This is a genomic window from Streptomyces sp. CB00455 (assembly GCF_001905445.1).
Taxonomy (GTDB): domain Bacteria; phylum Actinomycetota; class Actinomycetes; order Streptomycetales; family Streptomycetaceae; genus Streptomyces.
This window is the reverse complement of the sequence record NZ_LIVQ01000004.1, coordinates 124777-141406: the sequence shown is the minus strand read 5'-3', so window position 1 is coordinate 141406 and position 16630 is coordinate 124777. Positions and strand designations below refer to the sequence as shown.

The window sequence follows — 16630 nt, the reverse complement described above, 5'->3', positions numbered from 1 at the left end:
TGTCCAGCCAAGGCTAGAACTTGGCCGGAAAAAGCCGCAAGGGGGCGTTTTTTGCGGTCGACTGGAACAACTGGATAGGGGGTCCGGGTACGTATTCGGCAGTACCCGGGGCCAGTTGGCGCCTTCCCCGTACTACTTCGGCACGGTCTGGGCAGGGGCGGGGAACCGTCCGGCATCACCGGTCGTCCTTAGCGGCGCCGGCCTGCGCCGGCGGTCGGCGCGGGTGTGCTCCAGGTCCGGCGGACGTTTGATGGACTCGTAAGACCGCTGCACGAACCGTGTGAACCTGCTTATAGCGGACAGCGATGCGCAACGTGTACGTGTGGTGATGCACCGATTACCCGGTGTGATGTGGCCCTCGGCGTTCAACGGAAAGGAACGAGCGCTCATGCGCGAGATCCTCGGAAGGCGTCTCCAGCGACTCCGTGACCGTGTACGGCGAACCCTGCGGCCCGTGGCGGCACGGAGCAGCTCCGAGCCGGCTCTCCTCGACGCGGCGCTCATGTGCGCCACCACCTGGCAGTGGCCCGTGATTCCCGGCATCGGCCGGTCCGCCGCCGACGGCTCGCGCTGCGCCTGCCCCGACCCCGACTGCGTCGTCCCCGGAGCGCACCCCTTCGACCCCGGCCTGCTCGCAGCCACCACCGATCCCCAGATGGTGTCCTGGTGGTGGACCAAGCGGCCCAGTGCCCCCGTCCTGATGGCGACCGGAGGGGCGGCGCCGTGTGCGGTCAGCCTCCCGGCCGCCGCCGCCGCGCGGGCGCTCGTACGGCTGGAGGCGCAGGGGCTGCGGCTCGGGCCGGTCGTGGCCACGCCCACGCGCTGGTCGCTCCTGGTGGCGCCGTACTCGCTGGAACGGCTCGGCGAACTCCTCTACGCCAAGGACCACGTGCCCTCTTCGCTGCGCTTCCACGGCGAGGGCGGCTACCTCTTGCTGCCGCCTTCGGCCGCGTCCAGCGGCGGCCTGGTGCGGTGGGAGCGCGAACCGTGCGCACGGGCGGGGAGGGCGGGCCGGGCCGGTGCCACCGGCCGGGCGGGCCGGGCCGACGCCACCGGACTGTGGCTGCCCGAGGTCGAGGCGGTCGTTGACGCGCTGGTGGAGGCCAGCAGCGGTGCGCCCGGCGACGGCAGCAGGCTCGCCTACTGAGGTGCCCCCAGCGGCGGATCACTCGTACGGGTGTCGGCAGGGGCGGTTTCCAGGGGAATTGGGCGCGGGGATCTCCGTGCCCCTTTCCCGCATCGCTATCTTCGGCGAATGAATCTCCGCTTGATCGGTATCGGCGCCGGTGTGCTGATCATCTTGTCGCTCCCGCTCGCCGGAGCGATCGCCGGGCCGGATTTCGCCGGTCAGGACGACGCGAAAGGCGGGGGACGGGTCGGGGAGCTCTTCTCGGCGCTCGGGCTGTCGGACTCCTCGCGCACCTCTCCCGCGGCGCCCGCGGCCCGGCCGCCGGCGGCAGGGCCGCAACGGCCCGGCCCGGCCGAGCAGCCCCGTACGGATGCGCGGTGCGGTCCCGAACTCTCCTCGCCGCACGGGCTGGAGGCGCAGACGTGTGTCCTGACGGGTGACGGGCAGACATGGGGCCGGAGTTACTACCGGAACACCAGCGGCCGGGCGCTGGACGCGGTGCTGACGCTGATGGGTCCGGCCGGCCGCACGGTGCAGATCCGGTGCGGGATCGGAGCGGGTGACGAGCCGGGTCTGTGCGAGACGCCGCGGGAGGCTGCGGCGGGAACGCCGGACAGCTACTCGGCAGTTGCGGAGTTTGCAGTTCCGGATGATGAAGGGAAGCTCCTGCTGCGGTCCGGGAGCAACTCACCGGCACCGGGTATCGGTTGAACACCGCAGGAAATGGAAGGGCCCGGTCGCTGGCGACGGGGGATGCACCAGCGACCGGGCTACAAGAACGGTAACAAGAGATCGCCTGTTCGCAAATTCGATCTCTGATATTCAGACACCGATTTGCAGACGATTAACGGGAGTTGTGACTCCGGTCACCGGACCTGCGCGAGGATGCGCTTCAGCTGAGTGTCACCTGGCGGTTGGTCAGCCCGCCGCGCGCCCGGCGCTCCTCAGTCGTCAGCGGTGCGTCCGCCGTCAGAGCCGCTGCCAGCCGCTCGGCGAACTCCGCAGCGGGCTTCTCCACGTCATCGGCCGTCACGCCGGTGGGCAGGTCCCAGACGGGGACCATCAGGCCGTGCGCGCGGAAGGAACCGACGAGTCGGGTGCCCTCGCCGAGCGAGGAGGCGCCGGCCGCGTGCAGGCGCGCGAGGGCGTCGAGCAGCTTCTCCTCCGGGTGCGGCATGACCCAGCGCAGGTGGTTCTTCTCCGGCGTCTCGCACCAGTAGGACGCGTCCACGCCGTTCAGCTTGACGGTGGGAATGGCGGCCGCGTTGGCGCGTTCCAGCGATGCGGCGATCTCCGGAGAAGCGTTCTGGGCGCTCTCGGATTCCGGAATCCAGAATTCGAAGCCGCTGTGCACAACCGGCTCGAAACCGCCGTCGAGGTCCAGGAGATCCTGAAGTCGCGGGCCTTCGGCCGGAACCCGGCGCGCGGAAATCGGAGTACCAGGCTCCGCTACGAGTGCACGCTCCAGCGTGTCGCCCATGTCGCGGGCGAGGTCCCCGCTGGAGGAGTCGTTCTGCAGGCCGAGCAGGACGGATCCGTCCTCACGGCGCAGAGCGGGCCAGGCCATGGGGAGCACGGTCACCAGCGTGACCGAGGGGACGCCGTCGGGCAGACCGCCCTTGAGGGACAGCGGAACGGTCGCGGCGGGCACCAGCTCGCGCAGCGCGACCCAGTCGCACTCGCCCGGCAGGCCCTCGAAGGGGCGCTGGACGTGTTCGGTGACGGCGTGCGCGGCAGCTGCGCCGTGGCAGGCCTTGTAGCGGCGCCCGGATCCACAGGGACAGGGCTCGCGGGCGCCCACCACCGGGATCTCGCCGTTGTCGAGCTGCGGCTTTGCAGTCTTCGCTGCGGGGCGCTTCTTGGCCATCGTGGGTGTCTCCCGGTTGCGGCGGTACGGCGTCGTGTCTGGGCGCGAGCCTAGCCGTTCGTACCGCCGGAACCGGTGGGGTGCGGCCGGGAGCACGGTCGGCGTGCGCTCCCGGACCTGGTTCAGGGTTCCAGGTCGTCGAAGGCGGTGCTGAAGTCGATCGCCGGGGGCGCAACGCGCGTAGCGAAATCGTCGTGCCGGGCCCCACAGGCAACGACCACCCAGACGGTGACCTCGCCCGCTGCTCCGTCCCTGACACCCCAGTCCTGGGCCAGGGCGCTGATGATGTTGAGCCCCCGTCCGCCGCGTGCGGTGACCGAAGGTGTGGCAGGTACGGGACGGGTGGGACCGCCCGCGTCCGTGACCTCGACCGTCAGCCGTCCCGCCGTGTCGATGCGCCATGCGGCGCGTATGACCCCGTCTCCGACGTCCGGCGCGCCCAGGGGCCTGCCGTGTCGACAGGCGTTGCTGAGCAGTTCGGAAAGGATCAGTACGGCATCGTCCACGACCGATTCGGACACACCGCTCATGCGCAGCTGCTCGCGCATCCGGTGTCTCGCCTCGCCCACGCTCGCAGGACCATGGCGCACATCCATGCACGAAGACGTGGGCACTTCCTGTGCCACCACCAACGCCACCCCCGGAACCTCCTTAGCCCCACGCATGATCTGGATGCCCCAATGGCCTGGACCGGAAACCGGCCTGGCGGGGCCCTCTGACGCATTCACGTCGTACAAATGCGGAGCGGATGCGCCGGGGCACACCCTGTGACCAGGGGTGCGGGGGTGACGGCTGAGAGACGTGGGACGTCAGCGCCCGAGTTGGGACAGAACTTGGCGGGGTCTGTTCGTGATGATCGCTTCTACCCCCAGATCGGCACACAGTTGGACGTCTTGGGGATCGTTCACTGTCCATACGTGGACGGAATGACCGACGGCCTGAAGCTTGCGGATGTAGCCGGGGTGGTTGCGCACGATCCGCATCCCGGGGCCTGCGATCCGCACGCCGGCAGGGAGCCGGCCGTCGCGCATCCGCGGCGAGATGAACTGCATCAGGTACACGGTCGGGATGGTCGGGGCGGCCGCCCGCACCCGGTGCAGGGAGCGCGCCGAGAAGCTCATGACCCGGACCGGGTGCGGTCCCTCGGCGGGCGGGGCGTCCAGACCGAACCGCTTGAGGAGGAAGAGGAGGCGCTCCTCCACCTGTCCGGCCCAGCGGGTGGGGTGCTTCGTCTCGATGGCGAGCTGTACCGGCCGTCCGGCATCCGAGACCAGCGCCAGCAGGCGCTCCAGGGTGAGGACGGAGGTGCGCTCGGGGTCCGAGTCCCAGTCGGGGGACTCCTCGCGGTCCTTCCACGAGCCGAAGTCGAGGGCGGCGAGGTCGGCCAGCTCCAGGGCGGAGACGGCGCCGCGGCCGTTGGAGGTGCGGTTCACGCGGCGGTCGTGGACCAGTACGAGGTGGCCGTCGGCGGTGAGCCGCACGTCGCATTCGAGGGCGTCGGCACCGTGCTCGATGGCCGTGCGGTAGGCGGCCAGGGTGTGCTCGGGGGCATCCTCCGAAGCGCCGCGGTGGGCGACGACCTGGATGGGGCGCGGCATTGCGTGGGTCACCGGGTCATGGTGCCATCGACGAGCCGTCCGGTGGGGGGCTCGACCCTGGGAATGCATCCCAAATGTCGGATATAAAGAATGGCAGGAGATGCACAGGTCCGGCTTACAGTGCTCTGACGGGTCATGGGAAAGGCTTTGCCCAGGAACTTGTACGGCACGTCGAACGTTCAGTCGGACCGATATCCAGAGAAATACCGAAGCCGTGTGTGACGAGGAGAGAGCGCTGTGAGCACCGAGAACGAGGGCACCGCGGCCCCTACACCCCCCGCGGCCCCGTCCGCACCCCCTGCTCCGGCCTCCGCGACGCAGGCGTCGGGGCAGGCGTCCGCGCCGCGGCCGGCCGACGCGTCCCCGTCGGACGCCCCAGCCGCCGAGCCGATGACCCAACAGCTGCCGCATACGCCGGCGCCCGGCACCGGGGCGACCCAGCAGATCCCGCCCACAGCGGCGGCTCCGGGCCCGGACCCGGCGTACGCGCAGGGCCAGGTCCCTGCTTACGCCCAGGGGCCGGACCCGGCCTACGGTCACGATCCCGCGCAGGCCCACACCCCGGCCGCCCACGGAGCCGGGGGCTGGCCGCCCCCGCCCCCCACGGTGCCCGCTTACAGCGCGGGCGGCAGCGGCCACGGCGGCGGTGCCTGGGGAGCTCCCCTGACCGCGGACGGCACCCCTCCCGCCAAGCCGAAGGGCAAGGGCGGCCTGATCGCCGGCGTGCTCGTGGCCGCCCTCCTGGCGGGCGGTATCGGCGGCGGCGTGGGCTACTGGGCCGCCGACCGCAGCAGCGACGGCGCCGGCTCGACCACGATCAGCGCGGGCACCGCCCCGAAGGAGCTCAAGCGCGAGCCCGGTTCCATCGCGGGCCTCGCCGCCGGGGCCCTTCCCAGCGTGGTGACCATCGAGGCCTCGGCAGGTGACGGCGAGGGCGGTACCGGTACCGGCTTCGTCTACGACCAGCAGGGCCACATCCTGACCAACAACCACGTCGTGGCCTCCGCCGCGAACGGCGGCAAGCTCACCGCGACCTTCTTCGACGGCAAGAAGTACGAAGCCGAGGTGGTGGGCCGGGCCCAGGGCTACGATGTCGCCGTCCTCAAGCTGAAGAACCCGCCGACCGGCCTCAAGCCGCTGGCGCTCGGCGACTCCGAGAAGGTCGCCGTCGGCGACCCGACCATCGCGATCGGCGCCCCCTTCGGCCTGTCCAACACCGTCACCACCGGCATCATCAGCGCCAAGAACCGCCCGGTCGCCTCCGGTGACGCCTCGGGCGGCAAGAACTCGTACATGAGCGCCCTGCAGACGGACGCCTCGATCAACCCGGGCAACTCCGGTGGCCCCCTCCTCGACGGGCGCGGCGCCGTCATCGGCATCAACTCCGCGATCCAGTCGGCCGGCAACGGCGGCTTCGGCGGCGGCCAGGCCGGTTCGATCGGCCTCGGTTTCGCCATCCCCATCAACCAGGCGAAGAACGTCGCCGAATCGCTGATCAAGACGGGCAAGCCGGTCTACCCGGTCATCTCGGTTTCCGTGGACCTCCAGGCCAAGTCCGAGGGTGCCAAGATCTCCGAGCAGGGCGCGCCCGCGAACGACCTCGTCGACCCGAACGGCCCGGCCGGCAAGGCGGGCCTCAAGCCCGGCGACGTCATCACCGAGTTCGGCGGCAAGCCGGTCGACAGCGGCCCGACCCTGATCAGCCTGATCTGGACGCACAAGCCGGGTGACACGGTGAAGCTGACCTACCTGCGCGACGGGAAGCCGAACACGGTCGACATCACCCTCGGCTCCCGGGTCGGCGACAAGTAGCCGCCGCGCGGCCGGGACCGCTGGCTTGATCACGAGGGGCCGTGGGGCGGGATTCCGCCTACGGCCCCTCCAACGTCCGCTTATGATTCACGGGTGTTCGATTCCCGGCACATACGGACGTTCCATGCGGTAGTCGCCTCCGGCTCGTATTCGGCGGCCGCCCGCGTGCTGGGGTACACCCAGCCGGCCATCACCCAGCAGATGAAGGCGCTCGAACGCGCCGTCGGGACCCCGCTCTTCACCCGCGTGGGCCGCAAGATGCAGCTCACCGAGGCCGGTACCTCCCTTTCGCGGCACGCCGAGACGATCCTCGGCACTCTTTCCGCCGCCGAAGCCCAGCTGAAGGCGTACGCGCGTCTGCGCACGGGACGGGTCCGCCTGTGCGGCTTTCCCAGCGCCAACGTCACCCTCGTACCGGAGGCCCTGAGCGGTCTGGCCAAGGAGCACCCGGGCATACAGGTGGAACTGCTGGAGGGGGAGCCTCCGGAGTCGCTGCGTCGGCTGGAGCGCGGGGAGTGCGACATCACCCTCGCCTTCACCTATCCGGGGTTGCACGAGGAGATCCCGGAGGAGGTCGCCGAGGTCAGACTGCTGGAGGACCAGCTGACGGTCCTGCTGCCGACCGGCCATCCGCTGGCGCGGCGCCGGGCCGTGAACCTGGCCGACCTCGCCGAGGAGCGGTGGATCGCGGGCTGTCCGCGCTGCCGGGCCAATCTGCTCCACGAATGCGCGGAGCTGGGCTTCGTGCCGGACATCCGCTTCGCCAGCGATGACAACCTGGTGGTGCAGAGCCTGGTCGCCCAGGGACTGGGCGTCGCCATGATGCCCGCGCTGGTGCTTCCCTCCCTCTCCCTGAACAAGGTCTGCGGGCGGGTGCTCCAGCCGGCCGCGCGCCGCCACATTGCCGCCTACGTCTACCGGGATCACCTGCGGGTTCCGGCGACGGCCGTGGTGCTCGACGAGCTGAAGCGGGTGGCCGCGAACCGGGTCGGCTGCTGAGAGATCCATAAGGCCTGCTTGGGATTTCGGGTCATAACTGTCGTTGGACGTGATGGGACGACAGCAGCACGCTCCGGGTATGACCACCACCACGCCGGCCCGTACGACCACGAGGATGGCCGCCCTCGTCAGCGAGATCCGCTCCGTCGTGGACCGGGGGCTGGCCCCCGACCTGACCGCGTACCTGGTCGGTGAGCGTCTGGCCCCGCACCTGGGCGCCCGTGACCTGCTGACCCCGGCGCAGCAGGAGGGCGACCCGGAGCGGTACCGGCAGCACATCCTGCATGCCGAGTCCGACGGCAGCTTCTCGGTGGTGGCGCTGGTCTGGCTGCCGGGCCAGGAGACCTGCATCCACGACCACGTGTCCTGGTGCGTGGCCGGGGTGCACCAGGGTGAGGAGAGCGAACGCCGCTACCGCCTCTCCCCGGGCGCCGACGCCGCCAGGCTGGTGGCCACCGAGGACGTCGTCAACGTCCAGGGTGAGGTCTGCGGATTCGCGCCTCCCGGCGACATCCACAAAGTCCGCAACTCCTGTCAGACCAAGGCGATATCCCTGCACGTGTACGGAGCCGACGTCTCGCGGCTGGGCACCAGCATCCGTCGCGTCTACACGCTCCCCGTCGACTGATGGCCCTCCTCCACCGCCCCCACGGTGTGGCGGTCGCGCGTGTTTCACGTGAAACATCCACCCCGTGGCCCGGGGTGGCGATGGCGGCCGGCGGAGCACTGGCAGCCTGGGGCATCCATTGGGTGGTGCCTGCCGTCCCCATGCTGACCGCGTCGGTGGTACTGGGTATCGCGGTGGCGCACCTCCCGGGGCTGCGCACGTTCGTGCGCGGCGCCGCCCGCCCGGGACTGTCCCTCGCCGGGCGGCGGCTCATGCGGATCGGCATCGTGCTCCTCGGGCTCGGTCTGGGGCTGGACCAGGTCCTCCGGCTGGGCTGGACGACGGTGGTCATGGTGGCAGCGGTGGTCGCGGCCACGTTCTTCGGCACCCTCTGGCTGGGGCGCCGGCTCGGGCTTCCGGGTGACCAGCCGTTGTTGATCGCCACCGGGTATTCGATCTGCGGTGCTTCGGCGATCGGCGCGGTGAGCGAAGTGTCGGGCAGCGACGAGGAGGACGTGGCTTCCTCGGTGGCGCTCGTGACCTTGTGCGGGACGCTCGCCATCGCGGTACTGCCGCTGCTACAGGGCCCGTTGGGTCTCTCGGACCCGGCTTTCGGCCGGTGGGTCGGCGCGAGCGTGCACGACGTCGGCCAAGTGGTGGCCACCGCGCAGACCGCCGGACCCGGAGCCTTGGGGGAGGCCGTGCTCGTCAAGCTCATGCGCGTGGCCATGCTCGCGCCCCTCGTGGCGGCCGTGGCCTTCTCCGTACGGGCCCGGCGGCGCGGGGTACGCACGTCTTCCGGCCGTCGGCCGGCTCCGGTGCCGCTGTTCGTGGCCGGGTTCCTGGCCGCGGCAGCTCTGCGGGCCACGGGCGTTCTGCCGGAGGCGGCGCTGGAATGGGCGCACACGGCGCAAGAGGTGCTCCTGGCGGCGGCCCTGTTCGGCCTGGGGAGCGCGGTGCACCTGCCGACGCTGGCACGGACGGGCGGACGGGCCGCGGTGCTGGGGCTCGGGGCCTGGGTGGTGGTTGCCGGGGTCTCGTACGCCGGAGTCCTGCTCACCGTATGAGCGCAGCACGGCGCGGAGTTGGCCATTTCCTGGCCGGAACCGACCGGCCGCCCCGGTTGCCCGCTGACAATGACGCGCGGCCGTGCGACCCTGCCCGGCACGACGCACACAGCCCCGCACACAGCGCGACGCACACGGCACGACGCTCACCGCACAGCCGATCCGCACCGACCGCTCTTCACCCCCACCCTGCCCTGGTCCGACCGACGGGAACGGACCGGGCACGGCAGAAGGAGTCATGCGTGAATCGTCATCGCACTGCCGCATCCGTCCTCTTGTCGGCAGGGGCCCTGATCGCAGGCGCCCTGACGGCGGCCACACCCTCGATCGCGGCGGACAGCCCCGCGTCCTTCCGGCAACAGCACACCCAGGGCTTCTGGACCGCCGAGCGGATGAAGGGTGCCACCCCGCTCGATGTCACCGCCGCTCCCGGCGCCGTACGGTCCCTTGTCGCCACCCCTGTCCCCACCACGGCCGCACCCGTCGGCGTCGCCCCGACGGCGGCCGCCTCGCCCACGGCCTTCCCGCAGGCGGGAGGCGCCTGGACGGGCGGGGGCGCCGTGGTGAAGACCTCGGGCCGGGTCTTCTTCACGATGGGAGACCGGACCGCCTCCTGCTCCGGTGACTCGATCACCAGTGCCAACGGCAGCACGGTCATCACGGCCGGCCACTGCGTGAAGTACCAGGGCGCCTGGCACACGAACTGGGTGTTCGTCCCCGCCTACAACAACGGGAACGCCCCCTACGGCCAGTGGCCGGCGACGAAGACCTTCGCCACGGACCAGTGGGCCGCGAGCGAGGACATGAACATGGACGTCGGTCTCGCCGTCGTCGCCCCGCTGAACGGACAGACCCTCAGCCAGGCCGTGGGCGCCCAGGGCATCCTCTTCAACGGTGGCTACAACAAGAAGATGTACTCCTTCGGCTTCCCGGCCGCAGCCCCGTACGACGGCACGAAACTGGTCTACTGCAGCGGCAACAGCTCGAAGGACTTCCTGCTGACCAAGGACCACGGCCTGGCCTGCAACATGACCGGCGGCTCCAGCGGCGGCCCCTGGTTCCAGGACTTCAACGAGGCCACCGGCCTCGGGACCCAGGTCTCGGTGAACAGCTTCGGCTACACCTTCCTGCCGAACCGGATGTTCGGCCCGTACTTCGGAAACGAGGCCAAGGCGGCCTACGACAAGGCCCAGACGGCCTGATACCTCACCGGCCCCGCCACCCCTGCCTGGCCGGTACGCTGTACCCGCCAGGTGGGTTGCCCGAGCGGCCTAAGGGAACGGTCTTGAAAACCGTCGTGGCGCGAGTCACCGTGGGTTCAAATCCCACACCCACCGCTTGCAGGTCAGAGAAGTAGCAGGTCAGAGGGCGGGCACCCGAATCGGGTGCCCGCCCTCTCTGCTCGCTCCGTCTCTCCCGGCGTAGAACCGGAATGGGGACCGCGAGATGGTGCTGGGCTCCTCGAGCTCCGCTCCCCAGGGGGTCCCGCTGCCGGCGAGCGGTCCGTCCCTGTCGGGGTAAGGCGAGCATCGGAATTTTCAGGTTGCCGGTTAGTTCCGGACCTGCCTGCCGTTCTGGCGGGCGGGGTCAGGGCCCTTGATAGCCGCTGGGCCTTGCCGGCCTTGGTAGACGGTGTGTTCCCTGCCGCGGAGTGCCACAGGACGTTTCCTGCTGGAATTCAGCCCCTTCCAGGGGGTTCTTGGGCCTTCCGAGTGGTGTTTGTCGGACGATCGGCGCGGGTCGTGGGAGCGGTGCGGTTGCGGCCACATCATGACGAATGTATTCAGATCCGCCCGTCCCAACATCGCGAAATGAGGCATTCGTCATGGCCAACCGCAGCATCATCAACTCGATCTGGACCGCGGTTTTTTCCGCCCTCGTGGCCCTTCTCACCTCCTTCGGCCTCCGTGGGAAGGCCAGCCCGGCCGCCGCCTCCGTGTCGGCCCCCGCCGCCCCGGCCGCCCCGGCCGCCGCGGTGCGTCGCCGCCCGACCGTCGCCGCGAGGCGGACCTGGCGGGAGATGATGCGGGGTGGTTCGCTCCCGCCCACCATCAAGCAGCGGATCCGCGCCGAGGCGCACGGCAAGTCCCCCTCGGTCCGACGCTCCACCACCGCTGAGGCTATGGGTGCCGGGCCCGGTACCGCCGGCCGAACCGTGGCCCCCGTCGCCACCGGAACCGCGCCCGTCACCGAACCGCCCCGCCGTGTGCTCGCACTCGCCGCGTAACCGCGCACCCCGGTCGTACTCGCTGTCGCAGTTGCAGTTGCAGTTGCAGTCACCATCACAGTCGCAGGGCCCGGCGTCGTCGGCATGCCAACCGCCCCGGGCAGGAACGTACAGGCGAACGACATCAGAAGCAGGCGCTGGAGCCCGGTCACGGATGACCGCGGATCGCGCCGTGCGTGCCCCGGCGCGGGCACCGAGGAACACCCCGGCGGGCGCCGGGGGGCGTGCCAGGTGGCGCGAATTTTGGCATTGGGCAGGGCCGCATGCCCGGGAGACGGCGGGGTTCCCGGACGGCGCGGCCTTTTTCGGCATGCCCGGGACGCGGTGATCGGGCGAAAGGCTCATCCCGTCCTGGCTGCGGGGTCCGCATCCCGGCAGGCCGCCGGCCGGACCCACCACCCGGCCTTGACATCACCAGCATAACTGACGGACAGTCAGGTAACGCGATGATGTGATGCCGGGAGGCCTGCGCCGTGCACCTCGCCCCGACCGAAGACAAGTTGCGGCTGCGCGCCCGACTGCGGCAGTACTTCAAGGACCTGTTGCCGGACGGTCTTGCGGAAGACCCCGTCCACCGGCGCGAACTGCTGCGGCGCATCGGCGCCGACGGGTTGCTGGGTCTCGGCTGGCCCGTCGAGTACGGCGGCCAAGGGCGCGGTCCCGAGGAGCAGTTCGTCTTCTTCGACGAGGCATACCGGGCCGGAGCCCCCGTCTCCATGGTCACGCTGAACACCGTGGGGCCGACCCTGATGCGGTACGGGACCCAGGAACAGAAGGACTACTTCCTGCCCCGGATCCTCAGGGGCGACACCGTCTTCGCCATCGGCTACTCCGAACCCGAGGCCGGCACCGACCTCGCCTCACTGCGTACGCGCGCCGTCCGCACGGGTGCGGTGGCCGACGGCGACGGCGACGGCGCGCAATGGGTGATCGACGGGCAGAAGGTCTTCACCTCCAACGCCCAGAACGCCGACTGGATCTGGCTCGCCTGCCGTACCGACCCGCAGGCACCCAAGCACGAGGGCATCTCGATCATCCTGGTGCCCACCGACGCCGCAGGATTCTCGTGGACCCCGATCGACACCGTCGGCGGGCTCACCACCACGGCGACGTACTACGACTCCGTACGCGTGCCCGCGGGCAACCTGGTCGGTCCCGAGCACGGCGGCTGGGGCCTGATCACCAACCAGCTCAACCACGAGCGTGTGGCCCTCGCCGCCCTCGGGATGCAGGCGGAGGACTTCTACGAAGCCGCGCTGGAACACGCCCGTACCCCCGACCAGGTCACCGGCGAGCGCCGGGCCGACCTCCCCTGGGTGCGGTCCCGGCTCGCCGAAGCACACGCCCGGCTGGCCGCCGTACGTCTCCTCAACTGGCGCCTCGTCCAGGACGTGGGCGGCGGCACCCTGGCTCCCGGAGACGCCAGCGGCGTGAAGTTCCTCGGCACGGAATCAGCCGTGGAGGTCTACCGGATGTGCCAGGAGGCGGTCGGCGAGGAGGCGCTCGTACGCGGGCGCGCCGCCTTCGCAGGCGGCGAGCTGGAGCGGATGAACCGGGCCGCGCAGATCAACACCTTCGGCGGCGGGGTCAGCGAGGTCCAGCGCGAGATCGTCGCCATGATGCGGCTCGGCATGAAGGGCAGAAAGCGATGACGGCAGACGCACCCGACCGGACAGGCCGGACCCCCGCTCCCCATCCTTCACCCGGGACCGGCCAGGCGCCCCCCACCGCCCCGGCCCCCGCCACTGCCCTGCCCCGCGCCGAAGCGGCCCGGCCCGCGGACGACGCCGCGCACTTCCACGCACGCCTGAGGACCTTCGAAGGTCTGCCCGCCGTCACGGGCGGCCGGGGCAAGGACGCCGTGAACCGGCCGATGATCCGCCACTGGTGCGAGGCGATGGGCGATGCCCACCCCGCCTACACCGGCCCGGACGCCATCGCCCCGCCCACCATGCTCCAGGCATGGACGATGGGCGGACTCTGCGGCCACACGGACCGCTCGACCGCCTACGACGACCTCTCCGCACTGCTCGACGCCGCCGGCTTCACCTCGGTCGTGGCCACCGACTGCGAGCAGGAGTACCTGCGCCCGCTGCGTCCCGGCGAGACGGTCACCTTCGACGCCGTCATCGAGTCCGTGTCCGCCCGCAAGACGACCAGGCTGGGCACAGGCCACTTCGTCACCACCCGCATGAACGTCCAGGCGGACGGGGCACTCGCCGGCACGCACCGCTTCCGGATCCTCAGGTACGCCCCCGCCGCGCGACCCCGGCAGGAGCCCGGCGCTCCGGCTCGGCCCAGGGCGCAACGCCCCCGTCCGGTGATCAACCGCGACAACCGCGGCTTCTGGGACGGCGTCCGCGACCACAGGCTGCTGATCCAGCGCTGCACTTCCTGCGCCACCCTCCGGTTCCCGTGGCTCCCCGGCTGCAACGCCTGCGCCTCCCCGGACTGGGACACCGTCGAGGCGTCCGGCTCCGGCACCGTCTTCAGCTATGTCGTCATGCACCACCCGCCCTTCCCCGCCTTCGACCCGCCCTACGCGGTCGCGCTCGTCGAGCTCGCCGAGGGCGTCCGCGTGGTCGGCAACATCACCGGCGTCCCCTACGACAAGGTCCGCATCGGCCAGCCCGTCCGGCTGGAGTTCACGCGCGTCGACGACGAACTCGAACTCCCCGTCTTCCGCGGGAGTGCGGAGTGATGGACTTCCACCCCACCGAGGAGCAGGCGGCGGCGGCCGGTCTCGCCGCGAGCATCTTCCGCGACCTGGCCACGCACGAACGCCTCGCCGCCGCGGGCACCGGCAGCGACTCCGAGCTGTGGAAGGCCCTCGCCTCCTGCGGGCTGATAGCCGCCGTCCAGGACGTCGGCCTGCTCGGCCTGGTCCTGCTGCTGGAGGAGCAGGGCCGCACCACCGCGCAGGTCCCCTACGCCGCCACCTGCGTGTACGGGATCCTGCCCCTGGCCGCTCATGGGAGCGCCGAGCAGCGCGCCCGTCTGCTGCCCTCCCTCCGGACGGGCGAAGCGGTGGCCACCGGCGCCTTCCCGGTCCGCCGCGCCGTCACCGCCTCCCCGGACGGTGGTCTCACCGGCACCGCCGCGGTCGTGCCCTGGCTGCGCGACGCCACGCACGTACTGGTCCCGGACGAGGACCGGGTCCTGTGGCTCATACGGACGGACGCGCCCGGCGTGGCCACCGCGCCGGTGGAGACCACGGCGCCCTGGTCGGCCGGCCGGCTGACCTTGACCGGAGCCGAGGCGGAGCGGGTCGGGACGGGCCCGGAGGCCTACGAGGACACCCTCGCCGCCGCCCGTACCGCCTTCGCAGGGCTCCAGGCCGGCGTGTGCGCGGGCTCGCTGGCCCGGGCGGTGGCGTACACCTCGGCGCGGGAACAGTTCGGGCGGCCGCTCTCCACCCACCAGGCGGTCATGCTCCGTGCGGCCGACGCCCACATGGACACCGAGGCGATCCGGGTCACCGCCTACGAGGCGGCCTGGCGGACCGACCAGGGGCTCGACGCTCGTGAGCACGCGCTGACGGCGGCCTGGTGGGCCTCGGAGGCGGGCAAGCGCGTGGTGCACACGGGCCAGCACCTGCACGGCGGCACGGGCGCCGACCTGGAGCATCCCGTCCACCGGCACTTCCTGTGGGGGCGCCAGCTGGACGCGTACCTGGGCTGCGGCAGCGAGCTGCTGGCCGAACTGGGCGCCGTACTGGCGCAGAAGGGCTGAGGCATGGACGGCGCGCTGACAGTCGGCGGGGAACTGCCACCGCTGGAGATACCGGTCACCCGCACCCTCATCGTCGCGGGTGCGATCGCCTCCCGCGACTACCAGGACGTGCACCACGACGCTGCGCTCGCGCGGGAAAAGGGTTCCCCGGACATCTTCATGAACATCCTGACCACGAACGGCCTGGTCGGCCGGTACGTCACGGACCACTGCGGCCCGCACGCGGTCCTGCGCAAGGTCGCCATCCGCCTCGGTGCCCCCAACTACCCGGGCGACACGATGACCCTGACCGGCACCGTCACCGCCCTCGACGGGGAGACCGCCGAGATCCGGGTCGTCGGAGCCAACGGCCTCGGGAACCACGTCACCGGTACCGTCACCGTGCACCTGGCCCAGCGGGGCGCGGTATGAGCGTCCGCACTCGTGACGAGCTGGGCGGCCGGGCCGCCATCGCCGGCATCGGCGCGACCGAGTTCTCCAAGGACTCCGGCCGCAGCGAGCTCAAGCTCGCCGTGGAAGCCGTGCACTCCGCTCTCGACGACGCCGGGCTCACCCCCGCCGACGTGGACGGGATGGTCACGTTCACGATGGACACCAGCCCGGAGATCACCGTCGCGCAGGCGGCAGGCATCGGGGGCCTCTCCTTCTTCTCCCGCGTCCACTACGGCGGCGGAGCGGCCTGCGCCACCGTCCAGCAAGCCGCCCTCGCCGTCGCCACCGGGGTGGCGGAGGTCGTGGTCTGCTACCGCGCCTTCAACGAGCGCTCCGGGCGCCGCTTCGGCTCCGGGGTCCAGCAGCGCGAGCCCTCGGCGGAGGGGGCGGCCCTGGGCTGGTCCCTGCCCTGGGGGCTGCTGACGCCCGCCTCGTGGGTTGCCATGGCCGCCCAGCGCTACCTGCACGCCTTCAACCTCACCCCCGAGGCGTTCGGGCACGTCGCGGTCACCGACCGCCGGCACGCCGCGAACAATCCCGCCGCCTACTTCCACGGCAAGCCCATCACCCTCGCCGACCACGCCGCGTCGCGCTGGATCGTCGAACCGCTGCGGCTGCTGGACTGCTGCCAGGAGACCGACGGCGGCCAGGCCCTCGTGGTGACCACGGCCGAGCGGGCACGGGACCTGCGGCAGACGCCCGCCGTGATCACCGCCGCCGCGCAGGGCGCCGGCCGGCGCCAGGAGGCCATGACGTCCTTCTACCGCGACGACCTCACCGGCCTGCCGGAGATGGGCGTGGTCGCGCGTCAGCTGTGGCGCACCAGCGGGCTGCGGCCCGCGGACATCGACGTCGGCATCCTCTACGACCACTTCACCCCCTTCGTCCTCATACAGCTGGAGGAGTTCGGCTTTTGCCGGCCGGGCGAGGCGGCCGATTTCGTGGCCGCGGACGCGCTGCCGCTCAACACCCACGGCGGGCAGCTCGGGGAGGCCTACCTGCACGGCATGAACGGCATCGCCGAGGCCGTCCGCCAGCTGCGCGGCACCTCCGTCAACCAGACGCCTGACGCCGAACACGTGCTGGTGACGGCCGGTACCGGGGTTCCGACCTCAGGGCTGATCCTCGGCGCCGACCGCTGAGACCGTCCTCCTGGGCGG

15 protein-coding genes, 1 tRNA gene and 1 pseudogene are annotated in these 16630 nt (G+C 71.3%); 14 read left to right on the top strand and 3 right to left on the bottom strand.

Features of this window, described 5'->3' with window-relative positions; genetic code table 11:
* Window positions 1-388: 388 nt before the first annotated feature.
* Together AMK16_RS17985 and AMK16_RS17980 are read left to right on the top strand one after the other, a co-directional pair.
* Window positions 389-1147, top strand: a complete 759-nt coding sequence (locus AMK16_RS17985) for a bifunctional DNA primase/polymerase (protein ID WP_073916694.1) — start codon at window positions 389-391, stop codon at window positions 1145-1147.
* Between the two features lie 108 nt (window positions 1148-1255).
* Window positions 1256-1840, top strand: a complete 585-nt coding sequence (locus tag AMK16_RS17980) for a hypothetical protein (protein ID WP_073916690.1) — start codon at window positions 1256-1258, stop codon at window positions 1838-1840.
* A gap of 181 nt (window positions 1841-2021) precedes the next feature.
* Here AMK16_RS17980 and AMK16_RS17975 read toward each other — a convergent pair whose 3' ends face one another.
* The 3 genes and pseudogenes from AMK16_RS17975 to AMK16_RS17965 all read right to left on the bottom strand — a co-directional run bounded on the left by AMK16_RS17975 (window position 2022) and on the right by AMK16_RS17965 (window position 4594).
* On the bottom strand, window positions 2022-2996 hold the full coding sequence (locus AMK16_RS17975; RefSeq protein WP_073916687.1) for a DUF5926 family protein: 975 nt from the start codon (window positions 2994-2996) through the stop codon (window positions 2022-2024).
* A gap of 122 nt (window positions 2997-3118) precedes the next feature.
* A pseudogene (locus AMK16_RS17970) lies at window positions 3119-3720 on the bottom strand (ATP-binding protein).
* Between the two features lie 85 nt (window positions 3721-3805).
* Window positions 3806-4594, bottom strand: a complete 789-nt coding sequence (locus tag AMK16_RS17965; RefSeq protein ID WP_199885492.1) for a glycerophosphodiester phosphodiesterase — start codon at window positions 4592-4594, stop codon at window positions 3806-3808.
* Window positions 4595-4831: 237 nt separating this feature from the next.
* Between AMK16_RS17965 and AMK16_RS17960 the strand changes: the two genes are divergently transcribed.
* The 12 genes from AMK16_RS17960 (at window position 4832) to AMK16_RS17905 (ending at window position 16612) form a co-directional block, all read left to right on the top strand.
* Window positions 4832-6406 carry a trypsin-like peptidase domain-containing protein gene (locus AMK16_RS17960; protein ID WP_073916678.1) on the top strand — a complete coding sequence of 525 codons (1575 nt, stop codon included), beginning with the start codon at window positions 4832-4834 and terminating at the stop codon, window positions 6404-6406.
* A 93-nt stretch (window positions 6407-6499) separates the two neighbouring features.
* Window positions 6500-7405: a LysR family transcriptional regulator gene (locus AMK16_RS17955; RefSeq protein WP_073916675.1), complete on the top strand. Its 906-nt coding sequence runs from the start codon at window positions 6500-6502 to the stop codon at window positions 7403-7405.
* 79 nt (window positions 7406-7484) lie between these two features.
* Window positions 7485-8033, top strand: coding sequence for a cysteine dioxygenase family protein (locus AMK16_RS17950; RefSeq protein ID WP_073916672.1), 549 nt, complete (start codon window positions 7485-7487; stop codon window positions 8031-8033).
* Complete coding sequence (locus tag AMK16_RS17945; protein WP_073916669.1) at window positions 8033-9079, top strand: YeiH family protein; 1047 nt, start codon at window positions 8033-8035, stop codon at window positions 9077-9079. Before AMK16_RS17950 ends, AMK16_RS17945 begins: the two co-directional genes overlap by 1 nt.
* A gap of 242 nt (window positions 9080-9321) precedes the next feature.
* Window positions 9322-10281 carry a trypsin-like serine peptidase gene (locus AMK16_RS17940; RefSeq protein WP_073916666.1) on the top strand — a complete coding sequence of 320 codons (960 nt, stop codon included), beginning with the start codon at window positions 9322-9324 and terminating at the stop codon, window positions 10279-10281.
* A 50-nt stretch (window positions 10282-10331) separates the two neighbouring features.
* A tRNA-Ser gene (locus AMK16_RS17935) sits at window positions 10332-10416 on the top strand.
* Window positions 10417-10904: 488 nt separating this feature from the next.
* Entirely contained in the window at window positions 10905-11306 is a 402-nt protein-coding gene (locus AMK16_RS17930) for a DUF6344 domain-containing protein (protein ID WP_242438782.1), read from the top strand.
* Window positions 11307-11779: 473 nt separating this feature from the next.
* Window positions 11780-12958, top strand: a complete 1179-nt coding sequence (locus AMK16_RS17925) for an acyl-CoA dehydrogenase family protein (protein WP_073916607.1) — start codon at window positions 11780-11782, stop codon at window positions 12956-12958.
* Window positions 12955-14007 (top strand): bifunctional MaoC family dehydratase N-terminal/OB-fold nucleic acid binding domain-containing protein, encoded by a 1053-nt coding sequence (locus tag AMK16_RS17920; protein WP_079191568.1) that lies wholly within the window; start codon window positions 12955-12957, stop codon window positions 14005-14007. The genes AMK16_RS17925 and AMK16_RS17920 overlap by 4 nt, the downstream gene beginning before the upstream one ends.
* On the top strand, window positions 14007-15038 hold the full coding sequence (locus tag AMK16_RS17915; protein WP_073916604.1) for an acyl-CoA dehydrogenase family protein: 1032 nt from the start codon (window positions 14007-14009) through the stop codon (window positions 15036-15038). Before AMK16_RS17920 ends, AMK16_RS17915 begins: the two co-directional genes overlap by 1 nt.
* Before the next feature lie 15 nt (window positions 15039-15053).
* Window positions 15054-15449, top strand: a complete 396-nt coding sequence (locus AMK16_RS17910) for a MaoC family dehydratase (RefSeq protein WP_274535372.1) — start codon at window positions 15054-15056, stop codon at window positions 15447-15449.
* Complete coding sequence (locus AMK16_RS17905) at window positions 15446-16612, top strand: lipid-transfer protein (RefSeq protein WP_073916599.1); 1167 nt, start codon at window positions 15446-15448, stop codon at window positions 16610-16612. The genes AMK16_RS17910 and AMK16_RS17905 overlap by 4 nt, the downstream gene beginning before the upstream one ends.
* Window positions 16613-16630: the final 18 nt, after the last annotated feature.